The organism is Streptomyces sp. SCPE 10, from assembly GCF_051980735.1.
GTDB lineage: Bacteria > Actinomycetota > Actinomycetes > Streptomycetales > Streptomycetaceae > Streptomyces > Streptomyces misionensis.
The window spans coordinates 5687525-5703577 of the sequence record NZ_CP197069.1 but is presented as its reverse complement, the minus strand read 5'-3'; the positions used below and the strand labels follow the sequence as shown (position 1 = coordinate 5703577).

Annotated in this window: 12 protein-coding genes; 1 reads left to right on the top strand and 11 read right to left on the bottom strand. The window is 73.8% G+C overall.

Annotated elements, in window-relative coordinates:
• Window positions 1-61: 61 nt before the first annotated feature.
• The 4 genes from ACSP97_RS26380 to ACSP97_RS26365 all read right to left on the bottom strand — a co-directional run bounded on the left by ACSP97_RS26380 (window position 62) and on the right by ACSP97_RS26365 (window position 7378).
• Window positions 62-2299, bottom strand: a complete 2238-nt coding sequence (locus ACSP97_RS26380) for an ATP-binding cassette domain-containing protein (RefSeq protein WP_440554541.1) — start codon at window positions 2297-2299, stop codon at window positions 62-64.
• A 141-nt stretch (window positions 2300-2440) separates the two neighbouring features.
• The gene (locus tag ACSP97_RS26375; protein ID WP_355149264.1) at window positions 2441-3199 is read right to left on the bottom strand and encodes an NUDIX hydrolase; all 759 of its coding nucleotides are present in this window, start codon (window positions 3197-3199) and stop codon (window positions 2441-2443) included.
• Window positions 3200-3318: 119 nt separating this feature from the next.
• Entirely contained in the window at window positions 3319-4932 is a 1614-nt protein-coding gene (locus ACSP97_RS26370; protein WP_440554539.1) for a DUF4192 family protein, read from the bottom strand.
• A 286-nt stretch (window positions 4933-5218) separates the two neighbouring features.
• Window positions 5219-7378: a RecQ family ATP-dependent DNA helicase gene (locus tag ACSP97_RS26365; protein ID WP_358272222.1), complete on the bottom strand. Its 2160-nt coding sequence runs from the start codon at window positions 7376-7378 to the stop codon at window positions 5219-5221.
• Window positions 7379-7688: 310 nt separating this feature from the next.
• Here ACSP97_RS26365 and ACSP97_RS26360 point away from each other — a divergent pair, with 310 nt between their 5' ends.
• Window positions 7689-8303, top strand: coding sequence for a hypothetical protein (locus tag ACSP97_RS26360; RefSeq protein ID WP_355149258.1), 615 nt, complete (start codon window positions 7689-7691; stop codon window positions 8301-8303).
• Between the two features lie 556 nt (window positions 8304-8859).
• On the opposite strand, the gene ACSP97_RS26355 is transcribed toward ACSP97_RS26360, so the two are convergent.
• The 7 genes from ACSP97_RS26355 to ACSP97_RS26325 form a co-directional block, all read right to left on the bottom strand.
• Entirely contained in the window at window positions 8860-9489 is a 630-nt protein-coding gene (locus ACSP97_RS26355; protein ID WP_440554536.1) for a hypothetical protein, read from the bottom strand.
• Between the two features lie 68 nt (window positions 9490-9557).
• Window positions 9558-10259: a ribonuclease HII gene (locus ACSP97_RS26350; RefSeq protein ID WP_355149254.1), complete on the bottom strand. Its 702-nt coding sequence runs from the start codon at window positions 10257-10259 to the stop codon at window positions 9558-9560.
• Window positions 10260-10529: 270 nt separating this feature from the next.
• Window positions 10530-11147 carry a pyridoxamine 5'-phosphate oxidase family protein gene (locus tag ACSP97_RS26345; RefSeq protein WP_440554534.1) on the bottom strand — a complete coding sequence of 206 codons (618 nt, stop codon included), beginning with the start codon at window positions 11145-11147 and terminating at the stop codon, window positions 10530-10532.
• Window positions 11148-11191: 44 nt separating this feature from the next.
• Window positions 11192-12169, bottom strand: coding sequence for a quinone oxidoreductase family protein (locus ACSP97_RS26340; RefSeq protein WP_440554532.1), 978 nt, complete (start codon window positions 12167-12169; stop codon window positions 11192-11194).
• A 99-nt stretch (window positions 12170-12268) separates the two neighbouring features.
• A complete protein-coding gene (locus ACSP97_RS26335; protein ID WP_358303535.1) occupies window positions 12269-13708 on the bottom strand; it encodes an MFS transporter in 1440 nt (479 codons plus the stop codon).
• Window positions 13709-13863: 155 nt separating this feature from the next.
• Window positions 13864-14430 carry a TetR family transcriptional regulator C-terminal domain-containing protein gene (locus tag ACSP97_RS26330; protein WP_355149246.1) on the bottom strand — a complete coding sequence of 189 codons (567 nt, stop codon included), beginning with the start codon at window positions 14428-14430 and terminating at the stop codon, window positions 13864-13866.
• Between the two features lie 92 nt (window positions 14431-14522).
• Window positions 14523-16034 (bottom strand): class I adenylate-forming enzyme family protein, encoded by a 1512-nt coding sequence (locus ACSP97_RS26325; RefSeq protein ID WP_355149244.1) that lies wholly within the window; start codon window positions 16032-16034, stop codon window positions 14523-14525.
• Window positions 16035-16053 lie beyond the last annotated feature (19 nt).

Here is a 16053-nt window from a genome sequence, read left to right as displayed (position 1 = left end):
ACGAGCCATCGGCGAGGAGTTGTGGGCACAAGCCGGATCAGAAGCGTAAGGGCAACGGTCATCAGGTCCTGGTTCGCAGCGTCGTGAACAGATACGCGCACAGCAGTGCCGTCAGGGACAACACCAGTGCGCCGCCCACGGGTTGGACGAGCAGTCGCGCCATCGCCAGCAGGTAGCGGTCCCCTCCGAACGGCCACTGGAGCAGGAACACCTCCCGCGAGCGCGCGGGGAGATCGGCCGCCATCCCCACGGCCGCGCCCCGAAGTCCCCGGTGGACAAGGGGTACGACGACCACGGGCACGGCGAGGACGGCGGCGAGGCCGGCCGAGGTGGACCGGAAGACACCGGCGGCGAGCACGCCGGCCCACGCGCACCCGGTCATGAGGGCGAACCAACTCGCGGTCAGCGAAAGCCAGTCCTCGGGGACCTGTGTCGCCTCCCGGCCGTGGACCAGGTGGAGCGCCTCGGCGTCGCAGCCCACGGTGAGGAAGGCGAGCAGGGCAGCGGTGGTTCCGGAGACGAGGAGTTTGGCGGCCAGCAGCCCGAGCCTGCGGGGCACGGTGCCGCGGTCGGCCGCCAGTGCGGGGTGGCGGAACTCGTCCCCGAAGGCCAGCGCGCCGAGCAGTCCGGCCGCGAGCGCGGCGGGCGGCAGCGGCAGTTCGCGTGGCCACGCGGCGAACAGCCGGGCCTGCGGGGTGTGGCCGATTCCGGCCAGCACCACGGCGGTGAGCACGGAGATCACGAGCGCGGCGCCGCAGACGAAGAACCCGGTGCCGACACCCGCGGCCCGCCGGAGTTCGTAGCGCAGCGGGCACAGCGGGGCGGGGGCGGGACGAACCGAGATGAGGGGCGGAAGGGCGGAGGTGTCGAGGGCGCGGGCGCCTTCGGTCCGGGCGTCCGCGGTGCGTGGCGTCCGGAAGCCGGGCTTTCTGGCTCCTGGCAGGTAGGCGCGCAGGGCGGAGAGGCCCGCCGCGGCCATGCGGCCGCCGGCGGTCTCCGGCCCCCGGCCGTGCGGCTTCCCGGAGCGGGACGTGCTCTCGGTACCTGCCGTCACCGGATGCCGTCGCGCGTCGGGGTGCTCGGGCGCGGAGGACCGGGCGGGGGCTTCTGCGGGCGCCGTCCGGTCGTCGAGGACGGTCCGCACCTGCGGCACCGCTTCCGGTCGGCGGGAGGTGTGCGGTCCGTCCTCGGCGGGACCGGCCGGCTCGCCGGACCCGACGGACGCGACCAGATCGGCCCGCCGGTCCTGCGGCGACGGGTCCGGTGCGGAGAAGCCGAACACGATCTTCCCGCTCTTCGCCGTGGCCCGCCGTTCCCCGGGCCCGGAGCCGGGCGCGGTCCGGGGCATGCCCGGCGGCGGGCCGGGGACGACCGGTCCGTGGTCGGTCGCGGCGCCGTCCGCACCGGGTCCGCTGTCGGCGCCCGGCCCCATGTCGCCCACCTCGTCGGCGAGTTGGTGGACGAGGATGCCGTGGCGGAAGGCCGTCTCGCCGATGTCGGCGGTCGTGGTGCCGTACACGGAAAGGCGGTTGCCGCCCTCGTGCACGACCTCGACGGAACGGCGGCCGGTGCGCGCCTCCTTGGCGAGTACGGCCGCGAGGCGCCGGGCGTACGGGGTGCGTACGGCCACACGCGGCCGCAGCCGGGTACGGGCGAACTCCTCGGCCACCTGGTCGGCGACGAGCCGGCCGGCGTCGAGGGTGACGACCCGGTCGGCGGTGCGCGCGGCCTCCCTCGGGTCGCCCGTGGCCAGCAGCACGGTGCCACCCTGGTCGGCGTGGGCACGCAGCATGTCGTGCAGCCACTGCGCCTCCCGGGCGCAGAGGCCGCGGGCGGGGTCGTCCAGGACGAGCGTGTGCGGGTCGGGCAGCAGGGCGCAGGCCAGGCCGAGCCTGCGGTCCATGCCGCGGGACAGCGTGCCGAGGCGTTCCTCGCGGAAGCTGACGAGTCCGACGGCTTCGAGGAGTTCGTCGGCTCGGCGTGCCGGGACGCCCGACGCCGCGCAGAGCATGCGCAGATGACCGCGGACCGTACGGGCCGGGTGCCCCGGCACGTCGCCGAGGAGCACGCCGACCTCACGCGCCGGGTGGGCGATCCGGTGCAGGGGCCACCCCCTGAAGTAGGTGATCCCGCGCCCGTGCTCCAGGGCGAGCATCAGCCTCAAAGTGGTGGTCTTGCCCGCGCCGGCGGTACCCAGGAGCACGGTGATCTGCCCGGCGCGCGCCTCGAAGGAGACGTCGTCGACGGCGGGCGGCTGCGCCTTGCGGGAGGTGCTGGTCAGTCCGAAGGCCTGGATCACCTGCAGCAAGATAGCGTGCGTTGTCCGGTTTTTTCGTGTATGGGCGGATTAGGGGGCGGGTGCCGCTCCCGCGAGCCGGTCCGTGTCCTCCGTTCGGTGCAACAAGGCCCCCCCAGCCCCGCCCGGCCGGGTCCGCGCCGGTCAGACCTCGGGGCGCAGCATCGGGGGGTTGAGCAGGGTGGCGCCCCCGGCCCTGAAGAGCTGGGCGGGGCGGCCGCCCTGGCGTGTGGTGGTGCCCCCCGTCGGCACGAGGAACCCGGGGGTCCCGGTGACCTTGCGGTGGAAGTTGCGCGGGTCGAGGGCCACCCCCCACACGGCCTCGTACACCCGGCGCAGCTCTCCGACGGTGAACTCGGGCGGGCAGAACGCGGTGGCCAGCGACGAGTACTCGATCTTGGACCTGGCCCGTTCGACGCCGTCGGCGAGGATCCGGGCGTGGTCGAAGGCCAGTGGGGCGAGGGGCTCGCCGTCCCGGCCGTAACCGCCCTGCTGGAGCAGTTCGTCGACCGGCGCCCAGCGCGCGTTGCTGGCGTCGCCGCCCGCGCGGGGTGCGGGCAGGTCGGGGGCGAGCGCCAGGTGCGCGACGCTGACGACCCGCATCCGGGGGTCGCGGTCGGGGTCTCCGTAGGTGGCCAGCTGCTCCAGGTGCGCCCCGTTGTCCTGCGCGGGGGACGAGGGGTCGTGCGCCCGCAGCCCGGTCTCCTCGGCCAGCTCGCGCGCCGCCGCCTGGGACAGGTCCTCGTCGGCCCGTACGAAACCACCGGGCAGCGCCCATCGTCCCTGGAAGGGGGACTCGCCCCGGCGTACCGCCATCGCGCACAGCGAATGACGGCGAACGGTCAGCACGACCAGGTCCACGGTGACAGCGAAGGGCGGAAAGGCTGACGGGTCGTAGGACATGCCGCGATCATAGTCGTCTGCCTGACGATAAACACGTCGTTCGCCGGGCCCGCACGCGCTGCTTCCGCTTCGTCGGATTATGGACGGCGACCGCCGCTCCCGTCCAGGTCAGGCGGTGATCATCCTGCGTCCTCCGCCTCCGGTTCCCGGGAGAGTCCTGCCGCCGGGGCGCCGGTGACGGTGGTCTCGCCGGGGCCCTTGGCGCGGCCGCGCGTGCCGCCGGGGTGCCGGGCGGCACGACTCGGGGGCTGGTCGGTGGCCGGGCGGGAGGCGGCGGGCCGACGTCGGCCTCCTGCCGCGCGGCTCGCGGTCGTTCGGGGCGCGGGCGTCCGGGTCGCGGGCGAGCCGTCGCCGCCGGTGGTCGCGGAACGCGTCCGGCGCCGTCGGCGACCGCTCGCGCCGGCGTCCGGCTCGCCGGAGGGTCCCGAAGCCCTCGGTTCCGCGGATTCCGCGGGCTTGTCGACTTCCATGGGCTCCACGCCCTTCGCCTTCACCGCGGCTCCCGGGGGTTCCGCGCGCGTACCGGCAGGGTCTGGTTTCGCGTCGGGCGCGTCCCCGGGCCGCACACCGCGCAGGCAGCGGCGGATGGACTCCGGGTCGAGTCCTTCGTTGCAGGCCTGGTGCAGGAGGCGGGCGAACAGGTAGTCCGGGTCGGCGCCGAGGGCCATGGCCAGTGCCTCGCGGGCCTCGAGTTCGTCGCCCGTGGACCAGGCGACCCAGCCGGCCAGGGTCAGCGGGGCGGCGGCGTGCTCGCCGTAGGGGCCGACGCAGCGGCGAGCGAGGGAACGCCAGAGGCGCAGCGCCGGCTGGGCCGCGTCGCCCTCCATCCACGCGGCGGCCCGGTCGCGGGTGTTGCGGTCCTGGAGGCCGAGGATCAGCAGGGCCGCCTCGTCGTGCCCGATCAGGCCGTCGTCGCGCAGGTCTGCCGGGAGCGTCCCGGCGACCGGGGCCGCCGCCGACAGACGGCGCAGGAGGCGCTCGGCGAGGGCGAGGGTCTCCTCGGCCACCTGGGCGCGCCCCGACTCGTCGAGGATGCGGGGCACGAGGTCCATGCCGGCCGTGTCCAGGGCCATCTCCTGCTCCAGTGCCGCGGTGGTCTCCCAGGGCTGGAGCCGGGCGCGCAACTCCTTGAGCGTGCCCCGGACTTGGAAGCCGGCGTAGGTGGCCGCGGCGGCGAGCACGGAGGTGCCGGGCAGGCCCATCGGGGTGCCGTCCTGCGGGCAGCAGTCCGCGACGGGGCAGCAGTACGACCAGAAGCGGCCGTCCGAGATGCACAGGGCCTCGATGACCGGCACGTCGAGGTCGCCGCACTGGACGCGCATCAGATGGGCGAGGCGGGCGAGCCGGCGTTTGACGTCGCGGCCGGTCTCCCCCGGGGCCGGCTCCTGGCAGACGTAGGCCACCATCTGCTCGGGCTTGGCGCCGCGCCGTTCGCTGCCGGTGACCAGGCCGCGGGCCAGTTGGCGGGCGGCTTCCTCCCAGTCCTCCTCGTGGGCGGGGATGCCGAGCCGGGCCCGGCCGCCGAACCTGCCCTTGCCGCCTCGGTCGTGCAGCGCGACCAGGATCATGCTGTCCTCCGGGCGGTAGCCCAGCAGGTAGGGCAGGGCGTCGGCCAGCTCGGCCGGGGTGCGCAGGGTGACCTGCTCGGTGTGCGCGGACGGATCGGCCGGGGATTCATCGCCCGGGATACCACTGTTTTCGAAGGATCCGGTGGTTTCGCTGTGATTCGTCATGCGCCGACGATCTCGCGGATCCCGGATTCCCGCTGGAGCCTGTGGACAACTCGAATCAGGGACACGACAACCCTCGGGCGGTTGTCCACAGATCCGCGTCCGGCCGGTCCGTTCGGGGACGCCACGGGCGCCGCCCGGCCGCGTGAGGACTTCGCAGGGCGTGGTGGAGCGGCCGGCGGCCTGGGCGGTCCGCGGCACGGCGGGGATGCGTGATCGCGCGGGAGAGGGCAGGGGTTCTCCCGCTGCCCTGCGCGGCGGCGAGCGCCTCGGTCGGCTCCGGGACCTTTCAGCCCGCCGCCGCGAGCACCAGTGGCAGGACCTGGTCGGCTCCGTTCTGCCTCAGCAGGCGGGCGGCGACCGCGAGGGTCCAGCCGGAGTCGGTGTAGTCGTCCACGAGCAGGACCGGTCCCGGGGTGCGGGCCAGGGCGTCGGCCAGGTCCTCGGGGAGGGTGAAGGCGCCGGCCAGCGCGCGGAGCCGTTGGGCGGAGTTGCTGCGTCGCGCCGCGTGCGCGCCGTTCGGCCCGGTGTACGCCAGGCTGCCGAGGTAAGGGAGCCGCCCGATGTTCGCGACTCCCTGGGCGAGGGACGCGACCAGCCGGGGGCGGGTCAGGGACGGTACCGCGACGACTCCGACCGGCCTGGAGGAGGCGTCCGGGCCGTCCGACATCCAGCCGCCCGGAGAGCGCGCCCAGTCCGCGAGGACCGTCACCACCGCCTTCAGCACATCCTCGGGGACCGGCTCGTCGGGCGCCTGCTCGGACAGCAGTGGCCGCAGCCGATTGCCCCAGCCGATGTCGGAGAGCCGCCCCAGCGCCCGGCCGGTGGAACACTGCTGCTGGGCCGGGATGCGCCCCTTGAGGTCGACGCCCAGCGCGGGCATGCCCGTCGGCCACATCCGGCGCGGCTCGACCTCCACCCCCGGGCGGCCGAGTTCCTTCGTCGCCCCCGCGAGGGTCTCCGCCGAGACGGCGGGGTCGGCCCAGGCACCCGCGCAGTTGTCGCAGCGACCGCACGGCGCGGCCTCCTCGTCGTCGAGCTGGCGACGCAGGAACTCCATGCGGCACTCGCTGGTGGTGACGTAGGAGCGCATCGCCTGCTGCTCGGCCGCGCGCTGCCGGGCCACCCGTGCGTACCGCTCGGTGTCGTACACCCAGCCGGAACCCGTGGCCGTCCATCCGCCCTTCACCCGCCGCACGGCGCCGTCCACGTCCAGCACCTTCAGCATCGTCTCCAGCCGGCTGCGCCGCAGATCCACCGAGCCTTCCAGGGCCGGCACGGACAGTGGCCGTCCCGCCTCGGCGAGGGCCGCGAGGGTCTGGCGCACCTGTTCCTCGGGCGGGAAGGCGGTCTCGGCGAAGTAGCGCCAGATCGCCTCGTCCTCCTTGCCCGGCAGCAACAGCACCTCCGCGTGCTTCACGCCGCGTCCCGCGCGACCCACCTGCTGGTAGTAGGCGATCGGTGAGGACGGCGAGCCGAGGTGGACCACGAAGCCCAGGTCCGGCTTGTCGAAGCCCATCCCCAGCGCGGAGGTGGCCACCAGCGCCTTGACCCGGTTGTGCAGCAGGTCGTCCTCGGCCTGCTGCCGGTCCGCGTTCTCCGTCCTGCCCGTGTACGAGGCCACCTCGAGACCGCGCTGCCGCAGGAACGCGGTGGCCTCCTCGGCGGCGGCCACGGTGAGTGTGTAGATGATCCCGGAACCGGGCAGCTCGTCCAGGTGCTCGGCCAGCCACGCCATCCGGTGCGCCGCGTCCGGCAGCCGCACCACGCCCAGCCGCAGGCTCTCCCGGTCGAGGGGACCGCGCAGCACCAGTGCCTCGCCGGCACCGGTGCCCAGCTGCTCGGCCACGTCCGCCGTGACCCGGGCGTTGGCGGTCGCCGTGGTGGCCAGCACCGGCACCCCCGGGGCGAGCTCGGCCAGCATCGCCCGCAGCCTGCGGTAGTCGGGGCGGAAGTCGTGGCCCCAGTCGGAGATGCAGTGCGCCTCGTCCACCACCAGCAGGCCCGTCGTCGCCGCGAGCTTGGGCAGCATGTGCTCACGGAAGTCCACCGAATTGAGGCGTTCCGGGCTCACCAGGAGAACGTCGACGTCACCGCGGTCGACCTCCCCGTGGATGGTCTCCCACTCCTCCGGATTGGCCGAGTTGATGGTCCGCGCATGGATACCGGCCCGCGCCGCCGACTCGACCTGGTTGCGCATCAACGCCAGCAGCGGGGAGACGATCACCGTAGGTCCGGAGCCGCGTCGGCGCAGCAGGGCGGTGGCCACGAAGTACACCGCGGACTTGCCCCACCCCGTGCGCTGCACCACCAGGGCGCGGCGGCGCTCCACCACCAGCGCCGCCACCGCCTGCCACTGGTCCTCCCGCAGCCGCGCCGCCCCCGTCGGATCACCGACCAGCTCGGCGAGGATGGCGTCGGCTTCGGCACGCAGCTCCAGATCGTTCATGCCTCCATGCAACCCGACGGCACGGACAATCGGCCACTTCACCCGGCGTGACGGACGGCATGCCCTCCGGTATCGTCCGCGCGCCCGGGCCCATGCGTCAGCGGCCTGACCTGTGGGTAGGGATATAAGCGACGCACCATCCGATAACCGGCGGCGGCCCCAATTGCTCGTTGCCGCATCCCAGTTCGACAGGAAGAATTGAGATCCGCTCCCCGCACGGTCCGCCCGTGATCCGGCCGGGCTCCACTGTGGTGCGCGCTCCCGAATCCGACCTCGCCCGCAGTGTGGGCGCGTAGCCGAAGGGAGGAACGTGACCTTCGGATTCGCCTCGTCCTCGGCGGCCTCGTTGTCGACCTCCACCGCTTCCGCGGGCCGCCTGCTGGAGCCGGCGGAGTGGGCCGCCGCCGGAATTCCCCTGCTGCGCAACCCGCGTGAGGTCGTCAGCGGGCTCCACGCCCGTCATCATCCGAGGCCGTCCACGGCGATCGTGGCCGTCCTCGATCCGGAGGAGCGGCTGTGCGCCAGCGCCTCGTTCAGCCCCCGCGCCGCCCCGGCGGACGGCTGGATGTTGCGCAACGCGCTGCTGTCCCAACTGCGCCGGGTCATTCCGCATGATCTGCGCCGCCGTACCCCGGTGCGCACCGCCGTCCTGCTCTACTGCCGCGAGGGCGACGCGCGTTGGACCGAGGAGGACGGCGCCTGGATGTGGGGGCTGCGCGACGCCTGCACGCTGCACGGGCTGCGCTGCGGGGCGTACATCACGCTGACCCACGACGGCTGGCAGGTGCTCGGCGAGGGCCGCGGCGGCCGTCGCCCCAACGCCCATTCGGCGCCGGAGCCCTTCGCCACGGCGGACGCCCCGCCGCCCGCGCCGCGTACCGGCGGACCGGTCTCCGAGGTGCTGCGCCGGGCCGCTGCCCGCTGAGGGTACGGCCGCACCGGGCCGGTCGGCGTAGGCGCGGTACCGGCTCGTGGCCGATCCGCGTACGCCCGGCGCCCACGCGGGACGAGCCCATGGGCGCAGGGCGCCCCCTACGAGCCACCGACCGCGTCATGGACATACGACACCCATAACGAACGGTGCGCGGACGCACGACGCCCGCTCGGGCGACCGACCGATCCGCGGCCCTACGGCACCGGCACCCGCTCTGCCCCCACCGGCCGGGCCGGACGCCGCCGACGGAAGGTCCCCCCTCCCGCTGCGGGCGTCCTGGGCACCAACCGGGTGGTACCGCGGGGCAGTCGGAGCGCGCCGGGCGCGGCCGATCCGGTGGGCGCGGCCCGAGGGCCGTACCGCCTTCCGGCGATCATTCCCACCCGGGGCGATCCGGCGCGGCGCTCCCGTTGCCCGGGGACGCCGGAGGCCGCTTCGTGCGGTGACCGCTCGGACGGCTCGCCGCCCGGGCTCGCCGAGCCCCGGCCCCTGGCTGCCTCCCGGCCGCCCGGGTTTCCGGGTGCCCGGGGTGCCTGGGCGCGCCGGGTCAGACGCCGATGCCCAGCACCCCGTTGATCTGCTGCGGGTCACCGCAGACGATCAGCAGGGCACCGGCCCGGGAGTGGGCCAGCGGGAGGGCGGTGCCGGCGGCGGAGGCCGGGCCCCCGTTGACGGCCACGACGACCACCGGACGGGACGCGGCACGGGAGGCGATGGCGGCGTCCGTGTAGAAGACGTCGTCACCGGCGTCGTGCTGCGCCCAGTAGGACGCTTCGCCGAAGGACAGTTCGTGCTCGGCCCACGGGTGCTGGGCACCGGTGGTGATCACGAGTACGTCGCCGGGGGCCCGGCCCGAGTCCAGCAACAGGTCGACGGCCTCTTCGGCGGCGTCGAGCGCACCCTCGGCCGAGGCCGGGATCAGCTGGATCTGCGGGCCGGCCACGGCGGCGGGAGCGGCCGGACCGGACGGGCCCGGCTTGGCCGGAGCCACGTCACGCGGCGTGCGCTGCACCGGCGGCGTGGGCCGCTGAGGGCCGGGACGACCGGGGCGGGACGGCGCCGCGGGGCGGGGGCCGGGTACGGGGCGAGGGGTCGGCGCGGTGCGGCCGCTGGCCGGTGTGGCGCGGGGACCCTGGGCACTCTCGTGAATCTGAGGCTCCTCGGGAATGAGAGGCATGAGCTGATTTTTATCAAACGTTGAAACGGCACTGACGACGGGGTGGCACATCAGTGCGAGCGGAACGATCAGAAATCGAAGCCGAGCTGACCCTCGATCTCCGGAACGTTTCCGTCCGCCCACGTGCGGGCCTTCTTGAGATGCCGCCACTGGGGCAGCGCATCAAGATACGCCCACGACAAACGGTGGTGCGGGGTGGGGCCCCGCTCTTCCAGTGCGGCTTTGTGCACGGGCGACGGATACCCGGCGTTGTCCGCAAACCCGAAGTCTGCATGGTCGGCACCCAGTTCGGCCATCATTTTGTCGCGCTGAACCTTGGCGATCACGGAGGCCGCCGCGACGGCGACGCACGACCGATCGCCCTTGATCACCGTGCGCACCCGCCATGGGGCACCGAGGTAGTCGTGTTTCCCGTCGAGGATGACGGCGTCGGGACGGACGGGCAAGGCCTCCAGGGCGCGGACCGCGGCGAGCCGCAGCGCGGCCGTCATCCCCATGCCGTCGATCTCCTCCGGGGAAGCATGCCCCAGCGCGTACGAGGTCACCCATGCCCGCAGGATCTCGTCCAGTTCGGTGCGTCGCTTGAGGGTCAGCAGCTTGGAGTCGGTCAGGCCCGCGGGCGGTCGGCGCAGTCCGGTGACCGCCGCGCAGACGGTGACGGGTCCGGCCCAGGCGCCGCGCCCCACCTCGTCGACACCGGCGATGACCTTCGCTCCGGTCGTGGCGCGCAGGGAGCGCTCGACGGTGTGTGTAGGAGGTTCGTACGGCATGGCGCCCTTAGGTTACGCCGCCGGGATGGCCCGGCGACACCCCGGTCTCCCCCGCGGCCACGGGAGCGCCGCGAGGGAGACCGACGTTCCGGAACCCGGGTCACCATATTTGCAGGTGCATATCGATCAGTGGGTTCGGAATCCGGCGGAGGGCAGGGGCGCCGGCTTGCCTCGGATCAATAGCAACTTGCGCTCGACCGAGGGGGATTCCGGTTGCCGGGCGACCCGCTCCACAAGGGCGTTCCTCGTCTTCGGGATCGCGCTCGTGAATTACTCCTTCTTCTCGGCGGTGAGGGCTCGGTTCGCCTCCCTCAGCCTGGTGATCTCGTCCCGGATCGGTTGCAGCACCTCGTCCAGTTCGGCCGGGGTGAAGCGGGGGGTGATGTGTTTGGGGCAGTTCCAGCTGAGGCCCTCGACGGTGATGGTGACGAGCCGTTCCAGGCGGCCGTCGGTGCGTGGCCGGGCGAGCCGGCCGGCCAGGGCAGGGGCCTCGTCGGCGTCCTGCCAGCGGGCGCGGCCGAGCAGTTTCAGCCGGGTGCGGTAGGCGTAGTCCATCAGGAAGAGGGCGACCCGGTCGTTGTGCCGCAGGTTTCCGGCGGTGATGAACTGCCGGTTGCCGCCCACGTCGGCGAAGGCCACGGTGTGCTCGTCCAGCACGTGCAGGAAGCCGGGCGGGCCCCCGCGGTGCTGGATGTAGGGCCAGCCGGTCTCGCTGACGGTGGCCATGTAGAAGCTGTCGCGTTCGGCGATGAACTGCTGCTCCACCGGTCCGAGCGGGTCGGGTTCGTCGGGTCCGTCCAGTTGCCGCAGCATGGCCTGGCCGCTGCCGTTGCGTTCTTGGACGTCGCGGACCGAGCCGGTGTACGCGATGCGGGCGAAACGGGTCATGGAGTGTCTCCGTTCCTTCGGCTGTCCTCCGGTCCGCGGGCCGCTCAGTGCCCCGGCTGGAGGAGGAGTTTGCCGGTGGTGGTGCCGGACTGGAGGTCGGCGTGGGCGCGGGCGGCCCGGTCGAAGCCGTACCGGCCGCCGATCGTGGTCTTCAGCACGCCCTCGCGCAGCCAGCCGAAGACGTCGGCGGCGCGGTCGGCCAGTTCGGCGGGGTCGGTGGCGTGGTCGACCAGGGTGGGGCGGGTGAGGAACAGCGAGCCGCGGGGCGCGAGCGACTGCGGGTCGAGCGGTGGGACGGGCCCGGAGGCGGCGCCGACCAGCACGAACATCCCACGGGGCCGCAGCGCGGCGAGGCCCGCCTCGAAGGTGTCCTTGCCGATGCCGTCGTAGACGACGTCCACTCCCCTGCCGTCGGTGCGGTCGAGGACCTGCCGGGTCAGGTCGTCGGCGGCGCCGCGGACGATGACGTGGTGGGCGCCGGCCGCCTCGGCCGCGGCGGTCTTGCCGGGCGTGGAGACGGTGCCGATGACGCGGGCGCCCCGGCGGACGAGCAGGCGCACCAGGTGCTGTCCGAGGCCGCCGGCCGCGGAGTGCACGAGCGCGGTCTCGCCCTCGGCCGCCCGGTAGGTGGAGGTCGTCAGGTAGTGGGCGGTCAGCCCCTGGAGCATGGCCGCGGCGGCGTCGCTGTCGGAGATGCCGTCCGGGACGCGCACCGCGGCGCGGGCGGGCACCGCGACGAGTTCGGCGTAGGAGGCGGGGGCCGCGCACCAGGCGACGCGGTCGCCGGGCCGGAACCCGGCGACGTCCGCGCCGGTGGCCACGACCGTGCCCGCGCCCTCGCTGCCGGGGACGAAGGGGGCGCGCAGCGCGGCGCGGCCCTCGCGTTCGTAGACGTCCTTGTAGTTGACGCCGGCGGCGGTCAGGCGGACCAGCAGGTCGCCGGGGCCCGGCCGGGGGTCGGGGCGTTCGGTCTCGGTGAGTACGTCGGGGCCGCCGTGCCGCTCGGCCACTACTGCGCGCATGGGGGCGCTCCTTGCCGTTCTGTCGCTGGGTTTGCGGAGGGGCGGCGGGGCCGTGCCGTCGGTGGTCCGTCCGGCACGGCCCCGCCCGGTGCGGGTTGGTCAGGCGGTCTCCTTGCGCGGCACGTACGCGACGCTCAGGCCGATGATGGCGAAGAAGCAGAGCGCCACCAGGACGACACTCACGCGCAGGCCGAGCATGGTGTCGTGCATGCCGATCAGGGAGCCGAGCAGTGCCACGCCCATCGCCATGCCGACCTGGCGGGCGGTGTTGAGGACGCCGGAGCCGAGGCCGGCGTAGGCCGGGTCGATGGCCAGCAGGGCGGCGGCGTTGAGGCTGGGCGAGAACACTCCGCAGCCGAGGCCGGTCAGGCCGGTGCCGATGGCGAACAGCGGCCAGGTGCTCTGGTCGGTGACGCCGAGCAGCAGGGCGCTGCCGATGAAGGAGGACAGGGCGCCGGTCCACAGCAGGAACCGCGGACCGCGGTGCACGAGGCGGCGGTTGAGGACGATGGTGCCGAACACCCAGGCGATGCCGAAGGGCAGGAAGTACACGCCGGTCTTCTCCGCGCTCAGGCCCCACTGCTGCTGGAGGTAGATGGCGAGCATGAACTGGAGGCCGTATCCGCCGAACTGGAAGGCGAAGCCGTTGGTGATGGAGGCGGAGAACGCGGCGCGGCGGAAGACGGCCAGCGGCAGCATCGGGTGCTGGGAGCGGGACTCGACGGCGACGAAGGTGATCGCGGTGACGACGGCGACGGCGAGCAGGACGAGCGGGACGGGGGCGAGCCAGCCCAGCGAGCCGCCCTCGATCAGGTAGGCGACGATCGCGGAGAGGGCGATGATGCCGGTCAGCTGGCCGGGCAGGTCGGCGGCGCGGGCCTCGCGCCGGGGGGTCTCGCCGGCGTAGCGCTGGGCGAGGTAGAGGGTGATCAGGCCGACGGGCACGTTGATGAGGAAGATCGAGCGCCAGCCGAGGAGTTCGGTCAGCGCGCCGCCGCCGATCGGGCCGGCGACGAGGGCGAGTCCGCCGGTGGCGCCCCACACGGTGATGGCCTTGGCGCGCTCGATCGGGTCGGGGTAGGTGCGGGCGATGATCGCCAGGGTGGTGGGCAGCAGACCGCCGGCCGCGATGCCCTGGAGGAAGCGGGCCACCACCAGGACCGTCAGGTTCGGGCTGAGCGCGCACAGCAGGGACGCGGCGGTGAACGCGGCGAGCGAGGAGACGAACAGCCGGCGGGCGCCCCAGCGGTCGCTGATGCTGCCGGCGGTGAGCAGGATGCTGGCCAGCGGGATGGTGTAGATGGTGACGACCCACTGGAGGGCGGCCATCGAGCCGTGCACGTCCCGCTCGATGGCGGGCAGGGCGATGTTCAGGGCGCTGCCGTCCAGCAGGATCATGAAGAAGCCGAGGCAGACGGCGGCGAGGGCGAGGGCGGTGTGGCGCGCGCTGCGCACCGGCGCGGCGGGAGCGGCCGGCGTGGCGGGCGTGCCTATCGGCTGGCGTGCCGTGCTCGTCGGCGAGTCGGGGACGGTGGTCATGGGGTGAACCTTCTTTCGGCGGTGCCGGGGCGGGGTCCGGCGAGCGGGGTGGTGCGAGGGTTCGGCGGGGTGGTGCGACGGTTCGGCAGGGCGGTGACCCTGTTCGCGAGGGGTGCCGCGCCCCGGGCAGCGGGGGTTGGCGGCGGACGGTCGGGTCACGCCCTGAGATGGGCCAGGGCGCTCTTCGCGGCCTCGGTGGCGCGGCGGAACGCCGCCTGGTCCTGCTGGGCGCGGGCGAGCACATAGCCGCCCTGGACGGTGGCGATGACGAGCGAGGCCATGGCCGCGACGTCGGTGTCCGGGCGCAGTTCGCCGCTGCGCACGCCCTCGGCGAGCACATCGGCGATGCGCTGCTGGAGCCAGGTGAAGAACTCCTCCACGGGGGCGCGCAGCCGGTCGTCGGCGACGACGTCGGGGTCCTGGACGAGCCGGCCGACACGGCAGCCGGCGAGCGGGGTGCGTTCCATGTCGAGGTAGGCGCCGACCCGTTCCAGGGCCGTCGTGCCGCTGTCCAGCGCCGTCTCCGTGGCGAGCCGCAGCTGGCCCGCGGAGTGCCGCATGGCGGTGACGGCCAGGTCGGCCTTGCCGGAGAAGTGGTGGTACATGCTCCCCTGTCCGGCGTGGGAGCGCTTCTGGATCATCGCCGGGCTGGTCGCCGCGTAGCCGCGTTCCCAGAGCAACTCGGCGGCGGCCTCGACGAGGTGTTCCTTCGTCGCCTTCATGACTCGACTGTACATACTAGTAGGTACAGAGCGCAAGGCAGAGCCCCCACCGACTTGCGGCAGGGGCTCTGACGTGCGGTTTCCATGGAAGATCAGGCGGCGCTCAGCCGCACGGCCAGCTCCTCCCGCAGCACCAGCAGCGCCACCTTGCCCGCGCTGTTGTACGGGATGCGCTCGGCCTCGGTGACCCTGGCCGGGCCGGCGAACCGCCCGAGGACCTCACCGGCCCGGGCCAGGGCCCGGTCCCGCAGCTCGGGGGCCAGTCCGGGCCGCAGCACCACCACCGCGACCGCGCCCGTGTCCGCGCCGTCCAGACCCGAGGTGACGCACACATCGCGCACCGCCGGGTCCTCCTTGATGGCCCCCTCCACGCGTACGACGTCGAGGCGGGGCTCGGAGCGTGCCGTGATGTAGAGCCGCCCGTCGTCGCCGAGGTAGCCGTAGTCGCTGGTCAGGATGTGCCGACGGCCGTCCAGTTCGACGGTGTCCAGCGGCCGGTGCACGTACTCGTCCATGGCGTACGCGCTGTCGATCGCCAGCAATCCCACCCGGCCGGGCGGCAGTTCGCCGAGGGTGTCGGGGTCGAGCGCGCGGACCGTCACGCCCGGCATGAAGCGGCCCGCCGCGTACGGGGCGGCGGCCAGGTCGGCCGGATCGGCCATGGTGTTGATGCCGGTCTCGGTGGTCGCGTAGTACACGTACAGCAGGTCGCCGAGGCGGGCCCGGGTCTGGTCGATGGTGCGCGGGCTGATGTGCCGGCCGCCGGTGAGCAGGAAGCGCAGCGCGGTCAGATCGGCGCCCCGGTGGGTGGTGGTGGCCGCCTCCAGCACCCGGTCGAGGAACGGCGGCACGAAGAACGCGCCGGTCAGCCGCTCCGTGGCCAGCACCTCCACGGCCGCCTCGGCGTCCGGCGGGCCGAGCCGCACCGTGGCGCCGAGCGCGAGGGCGGCGCCCGCCCACACGTGTCCGGAGGCGAAGGCGAGGGGCGAGGTGATCAGGAAGGAGTCGCCGGGGCCGAACGCGAAGCGGTCCCGCAGGAAGGCGACCCGCTGGTTCTCGGTGCGCTTGCGGCGCACGAACAGCTTCGGGGTTCCGGTGGTGCCGCTGGTGAAGCCCAGTGCGCTGAACGGGGGTTGGACCCAGGGGGCCGGCTGGTGTTCGCCCTCGGCGACGGCCAGGTAGTGCGTGACCCGGGTGTCGAACGCGGGGAACGCCACCAGGTCGAGCAGTACGGCGGTGTCGCCCCAGCGCGGCCAGAAGTCCTGCGGCAGGTTCGGCAGCGAGCTGTCCACCACGATGAACGTGGGCTCCACGGCGGCCAGTTGCTCGCCGATCGTGGCGCCGTCCCGCTCCGGGTCGACCCCCACCCACGGGATGCCCAGCGAGGTCAGCGCGGCGGTGGCCACCACGACGCGCACGGTGTTGCCCGCGATCACCATCGCCCGGTGGGACTCGTCGGCGTCCAGCGAGCGGGTCAGCCAGGCCCGCACCGCCGCCACCCGGTCCGCCAGCTCCGCCCAGGTCAGCGTCTCCTGGCCGTCGCTGACCGCCACGCGGTCCGGTGCCGTCGCGGCATGCTTTCGTACAGCCTCAAGCGTGATCATTGCCGTCTCCTCGGGGGGT

What these genes read in the sequence shown, in the direction of transcription:
- ACSP97_RS26375 (WP_355149264.1), bottom strand. Translation starts at nt 3,199, where the DNA reads ATGTCCTACGACCCGTCAGCCTTTCCGCCCTTCGCTGTCACCGTGGAC.
- ACSP97_RS26370 (WP_440554539.1), bottom strand. Translation starts at nt 4,932, where the DNA reads ATGACGAATCACAGCGAAACCACCGGATCCTTCGAAAACAGTGGTATC.
- ACSP97_RS26365 (WP_358272222.1), bottom strand. Translation starts at nt 7,378, where the DNA reads ATGAACGATCTGGAGCTGCGTGCCGAAGCCGACGCCATCCTCGCCGAG.
- ACSP97_RS26355 (WP_440554536.1), bottom strand. Translation starts at nt 9,489, where the DNA reads ATGCCTCTCATTCCCGAGGAGCCTCAGATTCACGAGAGTGCCCAGGGT.
- ACSP97_RS26350 (WP_355149254.1), bottom strand. Translation starts at nt 10,259, where the DNA reads ATGCCGTACGAACCTCCTACACACACCGTCGAGCGCTCCCTGCGCGCC.
- ACSP97_RS26345 (WP_440554534.1), bottom strand. Translation starts at nt 11,147, where the DNA reads ATGACCCGTTTCGCCCGCATCGCGTACACCGGCTCGGTCCGCGACGTC.
- ACSP97_RS26340 (WP_440554532.1), bottom strand. Translation starts at nt 12,169, where the DNA reads ATGCGCGCAGTAGTGGCCGAGCGGCACGGCGGCCCCGACGTACTCACC.
- ACSP97_RS26335 (WP_358303535.1), bottom strand. Translation starts at nt 13,708, where the DNA reads ATGACCACCGTCCCCGACTCGCCGACGAGCACGGCACGCCAGCCGATA.
- ACSP97_RS26330 (WP_355149246.1), bottom strand. Translation starts at nt 14,430, where the DNA reads ATGAAGGCGACGAAGGAACACCTCGTCGAGGCCGCCGCCGAGTTGCTC.
- ACSP97_RS26325 (WP_355149244.1), bottom strand. Translation starts at nt 16,034, where the DNA reads ATGATCACGCTTGAGGCTGTACGAAAGCATGCCGCGACGGCACCGGAC.